Here is a 15,468-nt window from a genome sequence, read left to right as displayed (position 1 = left end):
TTCAATTCTGTGTAAGACCGGCATCGACCACGAAATTGGCCCCGGTGCAGCCTGAACTTTCATCCGAGCCGAGAAACAGCGCGAGACGCGCCACATGGCTGGCATCAAGGCGGAATTTCAAAGCTTGCAGATCAATGAACTGCTGGTTTTGCTCGGGCGTGGTCCACAGCGCCAACTGCCGCTCGGTGACGATCGCCCCCGGCACAATGCAATTGACCCGAATGCCAGAGGGGCCGAGCTCGCGCGCCAGTGTTTTGGTCATGCCATTGATGGCGGCTTTGGCCGTGGTGTAGCCGACCATGCCGGGGCGTCCGCGCATCCAGGAGATCGAGCCGAGCATGATAATCGAACCCGCGCCCTTGGCCGCCATCGCTTTGGCCACGGCCTGGGTTGCAAAAAACTGATGATCGAGGTTGAGCGCCAAGGCGCGGTGCCAATATTCCGGTTCCACGGTGTCCATGGCGTGGCGGTCATCCTTGCCCGCGTTGTTGATCAGCACATCAATGCTGCCAAGCTGGCTTTCAATGGTGGCAATGGTGCTGCGCAAAGCGGCAATGTCGGTGACATCGCAATGATGAAAAGCGGCTCCGGTCTCGGTTGCCATTGCGGCCCCAGCGGTGTCATCGATATCGATAAAGGCAACGTTTGCGCCTTGGGCGCGGTAGGCGCGCACCATATCCGCACCAAGGCCCGATGCACCACCGGTGATCAGCACATTGCGATTTTCAAGCGAGTGATAACGGACGGTGTCATAGGAAGCGGACATGGTAAGGCTCAAATTTCGGGATTGAAGAAGGGTTTTGGCAGGCCAGCTACATCGGTTTCCAGGGCAAAGATCGCACCTGAGAGCGGATACTCAGTCAGCTCTTCTGGAGACCGCCCAATACGGGCACTGGTGCAGTAAAGCGTTTTCAGATCAGGACCACCGAAGGTGATCATGGTCGGGCATTTGGCAGGCACGGGATATTCTGCCCGCAATGTGCCGTCGGGCGCGTAACGCTGCACCCGACCACCTTCAAACAGGGCTGTCCAATAGCAGCCCTCGGCATCCACAGCGCCGCCATCGGGGCGGCCCTTATCGGTTTCGCTGCCGAAGCGGGCAAACACCTGTTGGTTGGAGGCTGTGCCGGTTACAACGTCATAATCATAGGTGTAGAGTGTGTAGCGCAGCGTATCGGAATGATAGAGCCGCTTGCCATCGGGCGAAAAGGCAGTGCCATTGGAGGTGAGAAGCCCACCCGCCAGCTTTTCCAGGCCTCGTGCATCATAGCGGTAAAGGCTGGCAATGCCCTGTTCACGTGTTTCATCAACCGTGCCCGCAACAAAGCGGCCCGCCGGATCAACCATGCCGTCGTTGAAGCGGCTGATGCTTTGATCTTCCGGGTTGTCGGCCAGTTTGCGGATCAGTTCGCCCTTGGCGGAAAGTAACCAAACACCCGAGCGCAAACCGGCAATAAAGCCACCACCTTCAACAAGGCCAATGCAGCCAACCTCTTCAGGCAAAAACAGCGCGGAGAGCCGGTTGGTGGCAGGGTCCAGCCGATGAATGCGGCTTTGCTTGATGTCGACGAAATAGAGAACCTGCTCCGTCACCGACCAAAGCGGGCACTCTCCAAGATCAGTCTGGGCCGCAATGACCAGCTCAAATGTTTGCGCCACGCCACTCTCCTCAATAGGCTGCTGTTGGCTGAGTGGCGGGCTTTGCCTCGCCCTTCAACTGGCCCAGCCAGTCATGCGCACGGCCGGTCATCATGGCAATGTCAGAGGCAATCGCCGCATAATCATAACCATAGCCAATGAAGCGCTTGACCATCTCAGGGTTGGGTCCAACGATGCCAATCGGCTTGCCTGCGGCGTGTGCGTCTTTGGCCGCTTTTTCGATCAACGCCTGAACCTCAGGATGGGCGATATTACCAATATGGCCCATGGCCGCCGAGAGATCACCGGGACCGACAAACAGCGCGTCAATGCCATCAACGGCGGCCATCTCTGGCAATTTTTCAATGGCTTCCGGCGTTTCAAGCTGGATAATGGTGCAGATGTCGCGGTTGGCATTTTTTAAGTATTCCGGCACAGAGCCGAATTTCGAGCCACGATGCACGGCAGCCACGCCGCGAATACCTTCAGGTGGGTAGCGGGTGTAGGAGGCCGCCGCTTTGGCCTCGTCAGCATTTTGCACAAAAGGCAGCATCACGGTGCGCGCACCTGCGTCGAGGCAGCGCTTGACCAAAACCTGATCGTTCCACGCCAGCCGCACCACGGCATCCGCAGGCGTGCAGCCAATGGCCCGCAGGATATGAGCAAGATCGGAGACCTCAATCGGCACATGCTCCATATCCACCACCAGAAAATCAAATCCGGCATAGCCCAAAGCTTCGGCGGTGGCGGGGGCTGCGGCCATCAGCCATGTGCCAAGCGGCGTTGCGCGCTCTTTGTCGGACAGCCACGATTTGAAAGGGTTTACAATGCTCATGACGAATATCCTTAGAAAATAACCGGGTCCGGCACGGTCTCTGTGCCGCTGAGAAAGTCAAAGTCGCAGCCCTGATCGGCCTGACTGACATGGCGCTGGTAAAGGGCGGCAAACGAGCGGTCGTATAGCTTGGCCGATGGCTTCCACGCCGCACGACGGGCCTCGAGTTCGGCCTCATCCACCTGCATATTGATGGTGCCAGCCGCGATGTCCAGCGCGATCATGTCGCCGGTTTCTACCAGAGCCAGCGGGCCACCAATGGCCGCTTCGGGGGAGACATGCAAAACACAGGTGCCATAATGGGTGCCGCTCATGCGCGCGTCTGAGATGCGCACCATATCGCGCACGCCCTGTTTCAAAAGCTTTTTCGGAATCGGCAGATTGCCCCATTCCGGCATGCCCGGCGCGCCCACAGGACCGGCATTGCGCAGGATAATCACGGTGTCTTCGGTAATGTCGAGATCGGGATTGTCCAAAGTCTTGTTCATGGTGGCCGGGTCATCAAACACAATGGCTGGACCAAGATGCTTGAGGAATTTCGGATTGGCCGCTGACGATTTCATCACCGCACCATTGGGTGCGAGATTGCCGCGCAGCACTTCCAGCGTCTTACCCTTGGAGAGCGGCACCACCGGATTGGCTTCATCGCGGATCACATCATCATTCCAGCAAGATGCATCCTTGATATTTTCGCCAAGCGTGAGGCCATTGACGGTGAGGCAATCCAGCGCCAGATGGCGCGACATCTTGTTGAGAAGGGCGTTCAGACCCCCGGCAAAATAGAAATCCTCCATCAGATATTCGCCCGATGGAAAGACATTGGTGACAACCGGCACTTTGGCGGCCATCGCCGACATATCGTCCAGTGTCAGATCAACACCCGCCCGCTTGGCCATGGCAATCATATGCACGGCAGCATTGGTGGAGCCGCCGAGCGCCATATAGGCCACAAGGCCATTCATGAAGCTCTCGCGGGTGAGGATTTTTGAGGGTTTCAAATCCTCCCACACCATCTCGACAATGCGCACACCACAGGCTGAGGCCATGCGCGGATGGCCAGAGTCTGTTGCGGGAATCGACGACGCGCCCGGAAGCGTCATGCCCATGGCATCGGCAATCGAGGTCATGGTCGAGGCGGTGCCAATGGTGTTGCAGGTGCCTGCGGAGCGGGTCATGCGGCTTTCCAGATCCACCCAGTCATCCTTGGTGATGTTGCCCGCGCGCAATTCATCCCAATATTTCTTGGTGTGGGTGCCAGCCCCGGTTTTGACACCGCGCCATTGGCCATTGGACATTGGACCCGCCGGGCAGAAGATCACCGGAATATCCATCGAGATCGACCCCATTAAAAGGGCAGGGGTGGATTTGTCGCAGCCGCCCAGCAGCACCGCGCCATCAATCGGATGGCAGCGCAGCAGCTCCTCACATTCCATGGCCAGAAAATTGCGATAGAGCATGGTGGTGGGCTTCACCATCACTTCGCCGACCGACAGCGCTGGCAATTCCACAGGATAGCCTCCGGCCTGCCAGACGCCGCGCTTCACCGCTTCGGCGCGGTCGCGCAGATGGGCATGGCAGGGACTCATGTCGCTCCATGTGTTGATGATGCCAATCACCGGACGGCCCATGAATTCCTCGCGGCGCATGCCCATTTGCTGGGTGCGTTGGCGATGGGCAAAGCCGCGCATGTCATCGGAGGCAAACCAGCGCTGACTGCGCAGCTCACTCAGGTCGCGCTTTGGTGTTTTCTCACTCATCCCTTGATTCCTCCAGCCGTCAGGCCTGATACAACACGCTCCTGAAAGATCACGATCAGTACGGCAACGGGCACAATGCCCACCACGAGCGCTGCCGAAATCACCGGCCACGGAAAGGCAAATTCGCCCTGATAAAGCTGGATACCCACGGGCAGCGTGCGCAATGTTGGGCTGGAATTGAACGACAGGGCCAGAAGAAATTCATCCCAGGCGTTCACAAAAGCCAGAATACCTGCCGTAAACACGCCCGGCGCGCAGAGCGGCACCACCACTTTGAACAAGGCCCCCAGCCGGGTGCAGCCATCAATCATCGCGGCATTTTCCAGATCGCGCGGAATGCTCTCAAAGAACGACACCAGCATCAGCGTGCAGACCGGCAGCGACAGCACGGTATAGGGCAAGACCAGCGCGATCCATGTATTAAGCAGGTTCAGCGCCCGCATGATTTCAAACAGTGGCACAAGCAGTGTCACCAGCGGAAAGGTAGAGACCGCAATGATCAGCGACAGGATCAGTCCGCGATATTTCAAGTTAAGCCGCGCCAGCGCATAGGCACCCAGCACCGAGACAAACAGTGTCAGGCAGGTGGAGAGCAGTGCCACCATGAAACTGTTGAACAAAAACAGATGCAAAGGCTGATCAGAAAAGGCCCGCATGTAATTGGCAAGTGTCGGATCATGCGGCAGCCAGGTGATGGGCTTTACCGTCAGTTCCGCTTCGGTTTTCAGCGAGGTGAACAGGATCCATAATGCTGGAAACATGCCATTGACGATCAGCAAAACGGCGGCTGCAAAGCGCAAAGGCTTGCCAGACAGCAGCGATGAAAGGCCACGAGTATGAACAGCGCTCATCAGTTCTGCTCCTTGGTGCGGATAACGCGCAGGTAAACGGCAGTGACACACATGGATAGGGCAAACATCACCACCGCCAGCGCCGAGCCATAACCGAGATCGAGGAAGGACACGGTGTTCTGGTGAATATACATGGCCAGTGTCTGGGTGGAGGTGCCCGGCCCACCGCCGGTCATCATGTAAGGAATGTCAAAGGTTTGCAGCGAGGTGATGGTTCTGAAAATCAGGCCCACGGCAATGGATGGCTTGAGTAGCGGCAGGGTAATTTCCCAAAACTGGCGAATGCGGCCAGCGCCGTCCACATCAGCTGCTTCATAAAGCGAGCGCGGAATGGTTTGTAAGCCCGCCAGAATAATCAACGCCATGAAAGAGGATGTCTTCCAGATGATTGTCAGACAGATGGCGGCAAAGGCCCAGCTTGGCGAATTGAACCAGATGATGCCCTGAAAGCCGAAGCGGTTGAGCACATCATTGACCACACCATATTCGGAATGGAAAAACCACGCGAAAATCAGACCGGCAAAAGACAGCGGCAAAGCCCATGGAATGAGCAAGGACAGGCGCACCGGCCATTGGGTGCGGAATGGCAGATTGGCGAGCAGCGCCAAGGCAAGCCCCACCACCAGCGCGCCCGGCACGGTGATCAGTGTGATCAGCACCGTATTCCATGTGGTTTCCCAAAACACCGGATCGCTGATCATCAGCCGGTAATTGTCCAGGCCGACAAACTCGGCGGGCAGGCCGGAGGTAAGCGACAGATTGAAAAAGCTGGTATAGCCAAGCTTGAGAACGGGATAAACAATGATCAGTGCCAGCAGAAACGCGGTTGGAGCCAACAGCAGCACTGCCAGCGCCTTGTCGTTCAAATCCAGCCACCGCATCCAGAAGGCGGGCGGTTTTTCGATGTCATTGGTCATAGGCAGCGTCGAGCGTGTCACTGTTCCACTCCGAAAATGGGGGAGACAGGCCAGAAAATGGCCAGTCGCAAAGGTGGACGGGTTGGGATCAGCGCAGGATGCGCTTCAGCCGGGCCTCGATCTGGGCGGCTCCGTCCTTCGGTGTCATCACGCCAGCCAGAACACCATTCACCGTGGTGCGGATCACTTCGCTGACCTCATTATAGCGTGGTGTCACCGGGCGCGGCTTTGCGGTCTGGACCACATCCAGTGCATCGGCAAACCATGGTGCGTTTTTCAGCACCTCCGGGTCTTTGTAGAGATCGGGATAGGTCGGCAGCAGCGAACCATTGGCCGCCATGAACTTGGAAACGTCCTTGCTGGACAGGTATTCCACCAGCGCCTTGGCTTCATCCTGATGGGCGGAATAGGCCGAAACACCCCATTCCCAACCACCAAGGCAGGTTGCTTGTGTTCCGCCAGCAACGGCGGGCAGGCGGGCTACGCCAACCTTGCCTGCCACGGCCGAATCTTTGCTCTGCGACTGCGCCCACGCATAGGACCAATTGACGGCAAAAACCACATTGCCAGCCTGAAATTCCTTGCGGGTGTCATCGGTGGCCACTTCGGCAATGTTTTTCTTGGCCGTGCCATCATCCACGAAGCTCTTCCAAAGCTCAAGCGATTTGGTGGCGGCAGGCAGGTCATAGGTCAGCTTGCCATTGGCGACCAGATTTTTCCCCTGACTCCAATAGGGCAACAGGAAGGTGCAGACCGCGCCTTCAATCGCCTTGCCCTGGAAAGACAGACCTTGCAACTCGGGGTTATGCTCACCCTCTGTGATCTTCTTGGCAGCCGCCTTCAGCTCATCCCAGGTCTTTGGTGGCTGAATGCCGTATTTTTCCAACAGGTCCTTGCGGTAATAAAGGAACATGGAGTCCGCAAATGCGGGCAAGGCCACGACCTTGCCATTGATGGTGTTGGCTTCCGCATAGGCTGGCAGATAGGCCGACATATCCTTGGCACCAAAAGACGAAGTCCATCCGGCTGCTGCAAATTGCGCAGGGCGGATGACATCGAGGATCAACACGTCGAGCGAGGGATCCTTGGCCGACATGACGGTATTGAGATATTGCGCCTGTGCTTCGGATGTATTGCCGCCCGTTTCAATGGTGACTTTCACGCCCGGATGCTTGGCCTCGTATTTATCAAGCGCCTTGCGCCACAATTGTGGCTGATGCTGGCTGGAGATATAGACCTTGAGATTGGTGTCTGCAAAGGCAGGCATGGTGCCGCCAAGCATTGTCGAGGCGGCCAGAGCTACCATGATCGCTGTGTATTTCATATTGTCCTCCCGGAGTGAATGTTTGCCAAAGGGCGCGCGGCGCATCAGTGGATGGCGCGCTCGGTCTTTGCGTCGAACAGATGCAATTTTGTCGGATCAATGCCAATTTTCAGCGTTTCACCCGGCTGTGGGCGCATGTTGGGCGGCATGCGGGCAGTCAAGGTTTCGCCATCAATGGCAAAATGCACCAGCGTGTCCGACCCCAAAGGCTCAACCACCTGCACCTGAGCGCTCAGAGCCATGGAGTGATCAGCAAGGGTGGTGAAATGTTCAGGGCGAATGCCGACGATCAGTTGCGCACCTTCCTGAACAGCCGCGCTGGCGGATTGAAGGGAGGAGAGGGGAAGGGTGTCGCCATTGGCAAAGGCAAGCACACCGTTCTTCACTGTCGCTTTGACGAAATTCATCGCAGGGGAGCCCACAAAGCCACCCACGAACACACTGGCCGGCGTGTTGTAAACCTCATCCGGTGTGCCAACCTGTTCGATCTCGCCGCCACGCAAAATCACGATGCGGTCCGCAAGCGTCATGGCTTCCACCTGATCGTGGGTTACATAGACAATGGTGGTGCCGATTTTTTGATGCAGCCGCTTGATTTCGGTACGCACCTGCCCGCGCAGCTTGGCATCCAGATTGGAAAGTGGCTCATCAAACAAGAAGACCTGCGGGCGGCGCACAATGGCACGCCCCATGGCCACACGCTGGCGCTGGCCACCAGAAAGCTGGCCGGGCTTGCGATCGAGAAGGTGTGAAATGCCGAGCATCTCGGCGGCCTCGGAGATGCGCGTCTGCGCTTCATTGGCTGCAATGCCGCGCACCTTCAGGCTAAAGCCCATGTTCTCACGTACGGTCTTGTGTGGGTAGAGCGCATAATCCTGAAAGACCATGGCAATGTCACGCTCACGCGGCGCAAGTGAGTTGACGATTTTCTCGCCGATCCGCAGTTCGCCGCCGCTGATACTTTCAAGGCCAGCCACCATGCGCAATGTTGTGGACTTGCCGCAGCCCGATGGCCCGACAAATACAACAAATTCACCGTCGGCAATATCCAGATCAATGCCTTTGACAATGCGCACTGCACCGTAGCTTTTTTCAAGGCCTCGAAGGCTGATCGATGCCATTCCCTTATCCTCCATAGCAGACGCGTGAATGCTGGCGTCTTCGCATAAATCATAGCGCTACGATTTTTGAACGCAAGATGAAAAAGAAGAATTCTGCAAAATTCACAAAGTGATTATCCTTTGCTATCGACCTGATTTAATTGCTACAGTGATGTAGCAACGATCACAGGCCAATGGGCCAGACTTAAACTGCCTATGCTTCAGAAATATGAAATCGGAGCGCTATGGAGCGAGATGCAATGATGCAGGAAAAGGCCCCACGTCGTCGTCGCAAAATGCAAAGTGTGACGATGACCGATGTTGCGCAGTTGGCGGACGTGTCTCCTTCGACCGTTTCTCTCTACTTGCGCAAGCCTGAGGCCGTCTCGCCTGCCGCCAGCCAATCGATCGCTTATGCTATTGAAAAGCTGAACTATGTTCCGAATTTCATGGCGGGTGGATTGGCGGCAGCCTCATCCCGTGCGGTGAGCATTCTCGTGCCTTCGGTTCGCAACGCTTTTTTTGCGGAAACTGTCTCGGCCATGCAGGCGGCTTTGCGCAAAGAGCGGCTTCAGGTCATTCTCGGCCATACGGAATATGATGAGCGCGAGGAAGAAGATCTGGTGCGTATGGCCCTGTCGTGGGCTCCAGCGGCCATTGTTCTCACCGGTCTTTCTCACAGCGCTGTGACGCGCCGCCTTTTGGCCAGAACCTCGGTGCCGGTCATTGAAATATGGGAACTTGGCGGCCCGCAAATTGGTGCTGCTGTTGGTTTTCATCATGATCAGGTCGGGATTGCTGCCGCCGAGCACCTTTTCAAGCAAGGTCGCCGGAATCTGGTTTTTCTGGGCGCGCGTATGCATGAGGATCGGCGCGCCAAGATGCGCTGCGATGGCTTTGTGGCTTGCGCGCGGGCCGCCGGGGTGGAGGTGGAGATTGTTGAGCATGCCGCCCCCGCCTCGGTTGAGGTTGGCTCAACACTTTTGCAGGAGACGTTGCGCCTGCATCCGCAGACAGATGGCATTTTCTGCTCCAACGATCACATTGCGCTGGGCGCATTGTTTGCCTGTGAGCGGCTGCACATTGCGGTGCCGAAACAATTGGCCGTGATTGGATTTGGTGATTTGAGCTTCAGCGCTGCTTGCAATCCGCCTTTGACGACGATTCGCCCTTCTGGCGATTTGATTGGCTGCGAAGCTGCGCGGTTGATTATCGAAAATCTGGCGGGGAACCGATCACAGGACAAGCTGACGATTGACACACGTTTCACCGTTTTGCATCGCCGCAGCAGTTAAGCCAGGAGACTTTGTAATGTCGGAGTCCTTCTTATTGAATGGAGTCAGGTGTTGGTCGCAAACCAAAGTGTATGACGCGCGCCGCCGCGCTTGCCATTGGCCCGTACGCTGACTTCTTCCGCCGAAAAGCCAATCTGGCGCAAGCGTCGGGTAAAAGCAGCATCCGGTGCCGAGGACCACACGGCCAGCACGCCTTTGGGGCGCAGAGCCATTTTTGCGGCATTCAGGCCCGCCATATCATAGAGGCTGTCATTGGAGGCGCGGGTTAAGCCATCCGGGCCATTGTCAACATCCAGCAGAATGGCGTCATAATGGCAGGTGTGGGAGCGGATCAATGCGCCAACGTCACCAATGTGAACATCCACCCGTGGATCATCCAGACCACCTTGATGAATATCGGCCATGGGGCCGCGCGCCCATTCAACCACCGCAGGGACCAGTTCCGCAACCGTAATGCGGGCCTCTTGAGGAAGAGAAGCAAGAGCTGCCCGCAGGGTAAAGCCCATGCCAAGACCGCCGATCAGCATGGTGGGATTGCTGCGTCCTTTAATCCGTTCCCACGAGAGGGTTGCGAGCGCTTCCTCTGAGCCCTTGAGGCGGCTGTTCATCAATTCAATCGGGCCAAGCATGATGGAGAATTCGGCTCCACGCTGCTTTAAGCGCAGTTCACCGCCATCGCCGGGAATGGCGGCACTGTCGAGCTGGATCCAGGGAAGCATGGCAGGGCCTCGTCATATGATTTCGGTGCCCCGTAGCACAAGCGCAAGTCCTGCGTAAAGCTATTGCTCGTTGTTCGCGGCTTCATTCAAACGCACGAACAACGTGGCATGAGATCGCTTGCCCGTTTGGTTGTGGCCCGTTTGGTTGTGGGGTGAGATCAACACACTTGCGCGCACGGATATCGCTCCCCAATCAAACGGCCAAGCGATTGTTGCAGGCCTATTTTCTCATGGGATGAGAAATGCATTCTGCACGAAAGACGGGGGCCAATGTCTGCACCTGCTTTCATGCCTTGCTCTCAAAATCAATCCGCGCAGACATAGACCGGAGCGCCTTTATAGGCGGGTGTCTGAGAGTTTTTTTCATGATAGGAGAGCGGCACCAGTCCGTTCAGTTCGGGATAGTATCCGGCAACACATCCGTCTGGAAGATCAAAGGCCGTCACGACAAAATCGGAGACTTTCCGGGTAATGCCGTCATGAATCGCGCTGATCAGGCTGACTTTCTGGCCTTCCGCCAAGCCCAGCCGCGCCATTTCCTCCCGGTTGATCAAAACCACCTCACGGCTGCCTTGCAAACCCCGCAGCCGGTCTTCGAAACCGTAAATAGTTGTGTTGAATTGATCATTTGAGCGCAGCGTCACGAGGGTCATCTTCTCCCGTTGCATCTCTGAAGGTCCGGCATCTTCTCCAAGCGCGGAGAGCGTCATCGGGACCGTGAATTGGGCCTTGCCACTTTCTGTCTTCCAATCCATTTCGCGGGCGGAATTGCCCTTATAGAAACCGCCCGGCTGGAAAAGGCGTTCATTGAAATCTGCGAATTTATCCGGGTAGGTGTTCGAGATCAGATCACGGATTTCGCTGTAATGCGCTGTCCAGGCATCCCATCTCAGCTGCGGATTTTCAGGCAATGTCGCCTTGGCAAGACCACAGATAATGGCGACTTCTGAGCGAAGATGCCTGCTGGGCGGTTCGGCAGAGCCAACAGATCCGTAGATGTGACTAAGGGAATCTTCCATGGAGACCGCCTGCGGGCCACCTTCTTGAATATCTTTGTCGGTCCGGCCAAGACAGGGCAGGATGTAGGAGACCTTGCCTGGAGTGAGATGGGACCGGTTGAGCTTGGTCGCAACGTAGACGGTGAGGTCCAGCGATGGCCAGGCGTTCTCTATCCGCTCACGATCCGGCAGCGCCCGCACAAGATTGCCGCCAAGCATGATCATTGCCTTGACGGAACCATCCAGAATGCCCTCCGCTGCGTGCACCGCATTGCGCCCGTTCTCGCGTGGCACCGTGATGCCAAACAGGCTTTCCAGTTTCTCGATCGGCACGGTTTCCGATTCTATCCGCTCGCAAATGCCAACTGTGCGTTGCCCTTGAACGTTGGAGTGGCCGCGCACAGGCGATATGCCCGCCCCAAGTCGTCCCATATTGCCGCCGAGCAGCAGAAGATTGACCAGCATGCCAAGGCTCAACCAGCCGTTCACGTGCTGGGTAATGCCCATGCCATAGATGCCGATCACATTTCTGGCGCTCATGTAAACTTCAGCGGCGGTCTCGATCATCTCCCGGCTGAGACCGGAATGCAGTTCGATGTCAGACCATTCCATGGCTCTGACAGCGGCTGCCATCTCTTCATAGCCTGTTGTCTGGTTCTCGATGAACTGTCGATCAAGAACGGTGCCGAGCGCTTTATCTTCTGCGGCAAACAGGCATTTGATCATCCCGGCAATGACGGCGATATCGCCGCCCGGACGCACTTGAAAATAATGCTCCGAAATTGCCGTGGCTTTGGCGACGGTCATCTGAAGCGGATTTTGTGGGTCGACAAATTCAAGCAGCCCTTTTTCCCGCACGGGGTTAAACGTCACAATACGACAACCACGGTCGACCGCTGCTTTAAGATTGTGCAGAAATCTTGGGCTGTTCGACCCGGTATTCTGGCCGAAGAAGAAAATCGCGTCACAATGGTCAAAATCTTCAAGCGTACAGGTGCCCACTGGGGTGCCGATGAATGTCTTGAGATTAACCGAGGTAGTCTCGTGGCACATGTTGGATGATTGCGGCAGGTTATTATGCCCGTAGGCACGCGCAAACAGACCATAGAGAAAGGATGCTTCGAGGCCAGCGTGGCCGGAGGCATAAAAAACGGCAGATTTTGGATCGAGTGCCTTCAAACGACCGCCGATGTCGTCGAACGCTTCCTGCCAGCTCACCGCGATGTAGCGATCTTGCGCTGCATCGTAGCGCATCGGGTCGGTTAGACGTCCGGCACTTTCCAGATCGTGATCATGCCAATTGCGCAACGCGCTCACGGTATGTTGGTTGAAAAAGTCAGGCGTGACCTTACGGGTGGTGGCTTCCCAGAGGGTGGCTTTCGCTCCATTCTCGCAAAATTCGAACACGTGAGGCTCGGCGGGCTTTGCCCAGGCGCATGACGTGCACATCACGCCATGCGCCTTGTTCTGTTTGGCCAATATACTCAGAGCATCAGCAGACGTGTCTCCATTCTTATAGATGCTCAAGATCCCTTTCAACGAACCCCAGCCACCGGTCGCGCCGCCATATTCAGGTGTGTCTGCGTCGTGCTCGGTCGAGGAATGTTTTTGATCTTCATATTCAGCCATGGCAGGTGCTCCCGTTTCAGTGGTCCTGAGGCCTTAAGCCAGCATGGGAACTAAACCTGAAAGGGTGAGGTTTGTTCCGAAACATGCAAATGGAGCGGCAAAGCCAGGCATAGGCAGCAGATTAAAAGTGCGACAACGTCCTTTGGAAGCCATATTTGATGCATGGCCCTTTAGAACATCTCGGCTCTTGTCTGTCTGATGAAGGAACCTTCGCTTGGCTGGATGGTTACGGAGAAAGAGTGTCGAGCTTCACCAGGATGGAGCTTGCGAAAGCTACCCGCCAGAAAGGAGACCGAATATGGTTCACAAACGCGCAATGTTTCACGCAAGGCCGCCGGAATCTGAGGTTCTTAATCCAACGCAGGCAAGCCTGGAAGAAAAGGTGGCAACTCTTCTCGCCAGCGCAGGATCAATCGACGCATCCTATGTGACGGTCACGGCCTCCGGATCGGTCATTACTTTGCTTGGTGCGGTTCAAACGCCCGAAGAGATCGACCGCAGCGTCGAGTTGGCCCTTGGGGTCGAGGGCGTGAAAGATGTTCGCTGTGAGCTTGTGCTTCAAACATGAGGAGTGACGGCAGCTCAGATTGCGCGAACTCAAAATCACAATTTTCAATCCAGTAGGGCGCAATCCAGTCGGGCGCAATTTGAGCCCGACTTTTCAGACCTGCGCTTTAACCCGTTAAATCTGCTGCATACCTCCTTAAATCGACTCTGATTCAAGGAAGTATGCAGTCGCTTCGATCAATAGGGCACGAGAGATAGCCCAAGCACAAGAAGGCCGATAATCGCAAACAGGATCAAGAATTTTGTTGTGCGGCGTTGCGAAGCACCTCTTATGTATCTCTGCTTCCGTGTTGCGATGGGATCGTGCTGTCCGTCTTGGTTTTGCTTCATTCGGTTCTTTCCTTTGTGACGCTTCCAAGCATCCAGAACCGAGGTCGACAACAAATGTTTCCGTTTGCCCCGCTGCATTCACGTTAATTTTTCAGGAAAGCCATCCTGCCACCACAATCGCGCTGAAAACAGCGCACGAGTTCGACGACAGCAAGATCACTTGGCGCGCACCAGCATATTGGTGACGCAGGCGAGCTTGTCCTCGTCGCGAAGGCCAAGATTGTAAAGTTTGACGATATAGCGGGCAATGTCTTCCTCGCCAGCATTTGTAGCTTTTGAGCGGGCCAGCGTGACCGCTAAGCGCATCCGGCGAACGTCCTGAACGTCAAACATGCCCAGATGACATGGCCGGGCGGTGATTTGCAAATCAATTCTCCCTTTTGTCCTGTCCAAGAAGTGTCGGCAGTACGTTTCTGCCTCCATCCATCCCATAAAGACAACGTTCGCTCAAGCTAAAAAAATAGCACCTAATTGAGGCGAAACGACGAGCATGACTTTGAGCGCGTGGGTGCCTTGCCCAACCTCCGGGCCAGGGCGCAATACATCAATGCCGTGTTGCAGTATCGGATTGTCGCATGAGGGCGAGAAAGATCGTATCAATATCGTCTTTCTCGGCGCTCAGTTCATAGGGTGAATAATGGCTCACCTGCTCGGCTTCACGGGCAACAAACAAAAAAGGGATGCAAAGAGGTTCGAGGTATTCAACCAGTGCCACCATGTGTTCGGCGCTCTCGGCCAAGTCAATCAGCACACCATCTGTTGTGCCATGCACCTTTAGCATTTCCATTGCCTCCGTAAAATCGGATGGCCCAAGCAGATCTAAACCTTCTTTCTCCCAGGCATCTTTGATGGAGGGCGAAAAAAGATCTTTCCGTCCAATGACGAGAAGGCGAAAACGGCTCATTGCGCCGCTGCCATATCTCCGAAACCGGTCAAGCGTTGCGACATGGTAATATATGCTCTTTTCTTTCTTATAAACACAACTTAGGCTTTTGATACGCAACAACAGCGTAGATGGATCACATATCCGGCTAAAAATTATCTGTAGTTTTTCTTTCCTAGTAGCTCGCGGTTCCCAGCAGCGCAGGGTCAAAGTGTGACGAACTTCGCCATGAGTGGACAGAAAGCTCTGCCCCTCACTCCCCACCTCCCGGTCTAGCACCACCGAGCTTCCCCAAAGTGTTCCTTTTTCTTTGCGTGTCCTTGTTTGGTTTTCCGCCTCTGTGCGCTACGCAATGGATTTAGGTGAGAGGATGCCCTCTGGCATATCGCTAATTCACCTTGGAGCGCGGCTTTGCTATATTCTCTATTAAAACCATAATCTTACCTAAAATATGATAATTTTATAACGGTGCGTGTTGACTTGTATTGTTTGTAGGCTTAGAACCCGCCTCACCGAACGAGGCGGCGCTTCTGAGGAAGTGTTGATTTCGCTCAATTGAAATCATCTGGATAGCTTTTAGAGTTAGACGACCGGGCTTTGCGGTTTGGTTGAGGTGGTTTTTTGA

Annotated in this window: 14 protein-coding genes; 2 read left to right on the top strand and 12 right to left on the bottom strand. The window is 55.6% G+C overall.

The genetic code is table 11. The features are described 5' to 3' along the window. Position 1: 1 nt before the first annotated feature. From E6C51_RS18005 to E6C51_RS17970, 8 genes are all read right to left on the bottom strand, one after another. The gene (locus E6C51_RS18005; protein ID WP_190237015.1) at positions 2-766 is read right to left on the bottom strand and encodes an SDR family NAD(P)-dependent oxidoreductase; all 765 of its coding nucleotides are present in this window, start codon (positions 764-766) and stop codon (positions 2-4) included. Positions 767-774: 8 nt separating this feature from the next. After that, complete coding sequence (locus E6C51_RS18000; RefSeq protein ID WP_190237014.1) at positions 775-1,659, bottom strand: SMP-30/gluconolactonase/LRE family protein; 885 nt, start codon at positions 1,657-1,659, stop codon at positions 775-777. A 10-nt stretch (positions 1,660-1,669) separates the two neighbouring features. Then, positions 1,670-2,473 carry an HpcH/HpaI aldolase family protein gene (locus E6C51_RS17995; RefSeq protein ID WP_190237013.1) on the bottom strand — a complete coding sequence of 268 codons (804 nt, stop codon included), beginning with the start codon at positions 2,471-2,473 and terminating at the stop codon, positions 1,670-1,672. 11 nt (positions 2,474-2,484) lie between these two features. Beyond that, a complete protein-coding gene (gene araD / locus E6C51_RS17990) occupies positions 2,485-4,230 on the bottom strand; it encodes an L-arabinonate dehydratase (protein WP_190237012.1) in 1,746 nt (581 codons plus the stop codon). Further along, the gene (locus E6C51_RS17985; protein WP_190237011.1) at positions 4,227-5,081 is read right to left on the bottom strand and encodes a carbohydrate ABC transporter permease; all 855 of its coding nucleotides are present in this window, start codon (positions 5,079-5,081) and stop codon (positions 4,227-4,229) included. The genes araD and E6C51_RS17985 overlap by 4 nt, the downstream gene beginning before the upstream one ends. After that, positions 5,081-5,998, bottom strand: a complete 918-nt coding sequence (locus E6C51_RS17980) for a carbohydrate ABC transporter permease (RefSeq protein ID WP_190237063.1) — start codon at positions 5,996-5,998, stop codon at positions 5,081-5,083. Before E6C51_RS17980 ends, E6C51_RS17985 begins: the two co-directional genes overlap by 1 nt. Positions 5,999-6,086: 88 nt before the next feature. Next, positions 6,087-7,322 (bottom strand): ABC transporter substrate-binding protein, encoded by a 1,236-nt coding sequence (locus tag E6C51_RS17975; protein ID WP_190237010.1) that lies wholly within the window; start codon positions 7,320-7,322, stop codon positions 6,087-6,089. Between the two features lie 44 nt (positions 7,323-7,366). Next, positions 7,367-8,443: an ABC transporter ATP-binding protein gene (locus tag E6C51_RS17970; protein WP_190237009.1), complete on the bottom strand. Its 1,077-nt coding sequence runs from the start codon at positions 8,441-8,443 to the stop codon at positions 7,367-7,369. Positions 8,444-8,682: 239 nt separating this feature from the next. On the opposite strand from E6C51_RS17970, the gene E6C51_RS17965 reads away from it, so the two are divergent. Then, the gene (locus tag E6C51_RS17965; RefSeq protein ID WP_230987435.1) at positions 8,683-9,717 is read left to right on the top strand and encodes a LacI family DNA-binding transcriptional regulator; all 1,035 of its coding nucleotides are present in this window, start codon (positions 8,683-8,685) and stop codon (positions 9,715-9,717) included. A gap of 44 nt (positions 9,718-9,761) precedes the next feature. On the opposite strand, the gene E6C51_RS17960 is transcribed toward E6C51_RS17965, so the two are convergent. Both E6C51_RS17960 and E6C51_RS17955 read right to left on the bottom strand, forming a co-directional pair. After that, positions 9,762-10,436 (bottom strand): spermidine synthase, encoded by a 675-nt coding sequence (locus tag E6C51_RS17960; protein ID WP_146937522.1) that lies wholly within the window; start codon positions 10,434-10,436, stop codon positions 9,762-9,764. Positions 10,437-10,741: 305 nt separating this feature from the next. Continuing rightward, positions 10,742-13,063 carry an FdhF/YdeP family oxidoreductase gene (locus E6C51_RS17955; RefSeq protein WP_190237008.1) on the bottom strand — a complete coding sequence of 774 codons (2,322 nt, stop codon included), beginning with the start codon at positions 13,061-13,063 and terminating at the stop codon, positions 10,742-10,744. A gap of 298 nt (positions 13,064-13,361) precedes the next feature. Here E6C51_RS17955 and E6C51_RS17950 point away from each other — a divergent pair, with 298 nt between their 5' ends. Beyond that, entirely contained in the window at positions 13,362-13,631 is a 270-nt protein-coding gene (locus E6C51_RS17950; protein WP_190237007.1) for a BON domain-containing protein, read from the top strand. Between the two features lie 485 nt (positions 13,632-14,116). Here E6C51_RS17950 and E6C51_RS17945 read toward each other — a convergent pair whose 3' ends face one another. Further along, positions 14,117-14,326 carry a hypothetical protein gene (locus E6C51_RS17945; protein ID WP_190237006.1) on the bottom strand — a complete coding sequence of 70 codons (210 nt, stop codon included), beginning with the start codon at positions 14,324-14,326 and terminating at the stop codon, positions 14,117-14,119. A 178-nt stretch (positions 14,327-14,504) separates the two neighbouring features. Beyond that, the gene (locus E6C51_RS17940) at positions 14,505-15,125 is read right to left on the bottom strand and encodes a hypothetical protein (protein ID WP_190237005.1); all 621 of its coding nucleotides are present in this window, start codon (positions 15,123-15,125) and stop codon (positions 14,505-14,507) included. Between the last annotated feature and the right edge of the window lie 343 nt (positions 15,126-15,468).

Origin of the sequence: Gillisella terrae, from assembly GCF_004801395.1 — a bacterium.
Classification (GTDB): domain Bacteria; phylum Pseudomonadota; class Alphaproteobacteria; order Rhizobiales; family Rhizobiaceae; genus Allorhizobium; species Allorhizobium terrae.
Note: the sequence above shows the minus strand (reverse complement) of the source record. Positions and strands in the feature narration are given on the sequence as shown.

What these genes read in the sequence shown, in the direction of transcription:
- E6C51_RS17980 (WP_190237063.1), bottom strand. Translation starts at nt 5,998, where the DNA reads ATGACCAATGACATCGAAAAACCGCCCGCCTTCTGGATGCGGTGGCTG.
- E6C51_RS17960 (WP_146937522.1), bottom strand. Translation starts at nt 10,436, where the DNA reads ATGCTTCCCTGGATCCAGCTCGACAGTGCCGCCATTCCCGGCGATGGC.
- E6C51_RS17995 (WP_190237013.1), bottom strand. Translation starts at nt 2,473, where the DNA reads ATGAGCATTGTAAACCCTTTCAAATCGTGGCTGTCCGACAAAGAGCGC.
- araD (WP_190237012.1), bottom strand. Translation starts at nt 4,230, where the DNA reads ATGAGTGAGAAAACACCAAAGCGCGACCTGAGTGAGCTGCGCAGTCAG.
- E6C51_RS17975 (WP_190237010.1), bottom strand. Translation starts at nt 7,322, where the DNA reads ATGAAATACACAGCGATCATGGTAGCTCTGGCCGCCTCGACAATGCTT.
- E6C51_RS17985 (WP_190237011.1), bottom strand. Translation starts at nt 5,081, where the DNA reads ATGAGCGCTGTTCATACTCGTGGCCTTTCATCGCTGCTGTCTGGCAAG.
- E6C51_RS17970 (WP_190237009.1), bottom strand. Translation starts at nt 8,443, where the DNA reads ATGGCATCGATCAGCCTTCGAGGCCTTGAAAAAAGCTACGGTGCAGTG.
- E6C51_RS17965 (WP_230987435.1), top strand. Translation starts at nt 8,683, where the DNA reads ATGATGCAGGAAAAGGCCCCACGTCGTCGTCGCAAAATGCAAAGTGTG.
- E6C51_RS17950 (WP_190237007.1), top strand. Translation starts at nt 13,362, where the DNA reads ATGGTTCACAAACGCGCAATGTTTCACGCAAGGCCGCCGGAATCTGAG.
- E6C51_RS17955 (WP_190237008.1), bottom strand. Translation starts at nt 13,063, where the DNA reads ATGGCTGAATATGAAGATCAAAAACATTCCTCGACCGAGCACGACGCA.
- E6C51_RS18005 (WP_190237015.1), bottom strand. Translation starts at nt 766, where the DNA reads ATGTCCGCTTCCTATGACACCGTCCGTTATCACTCGCTTGAAAATCGC.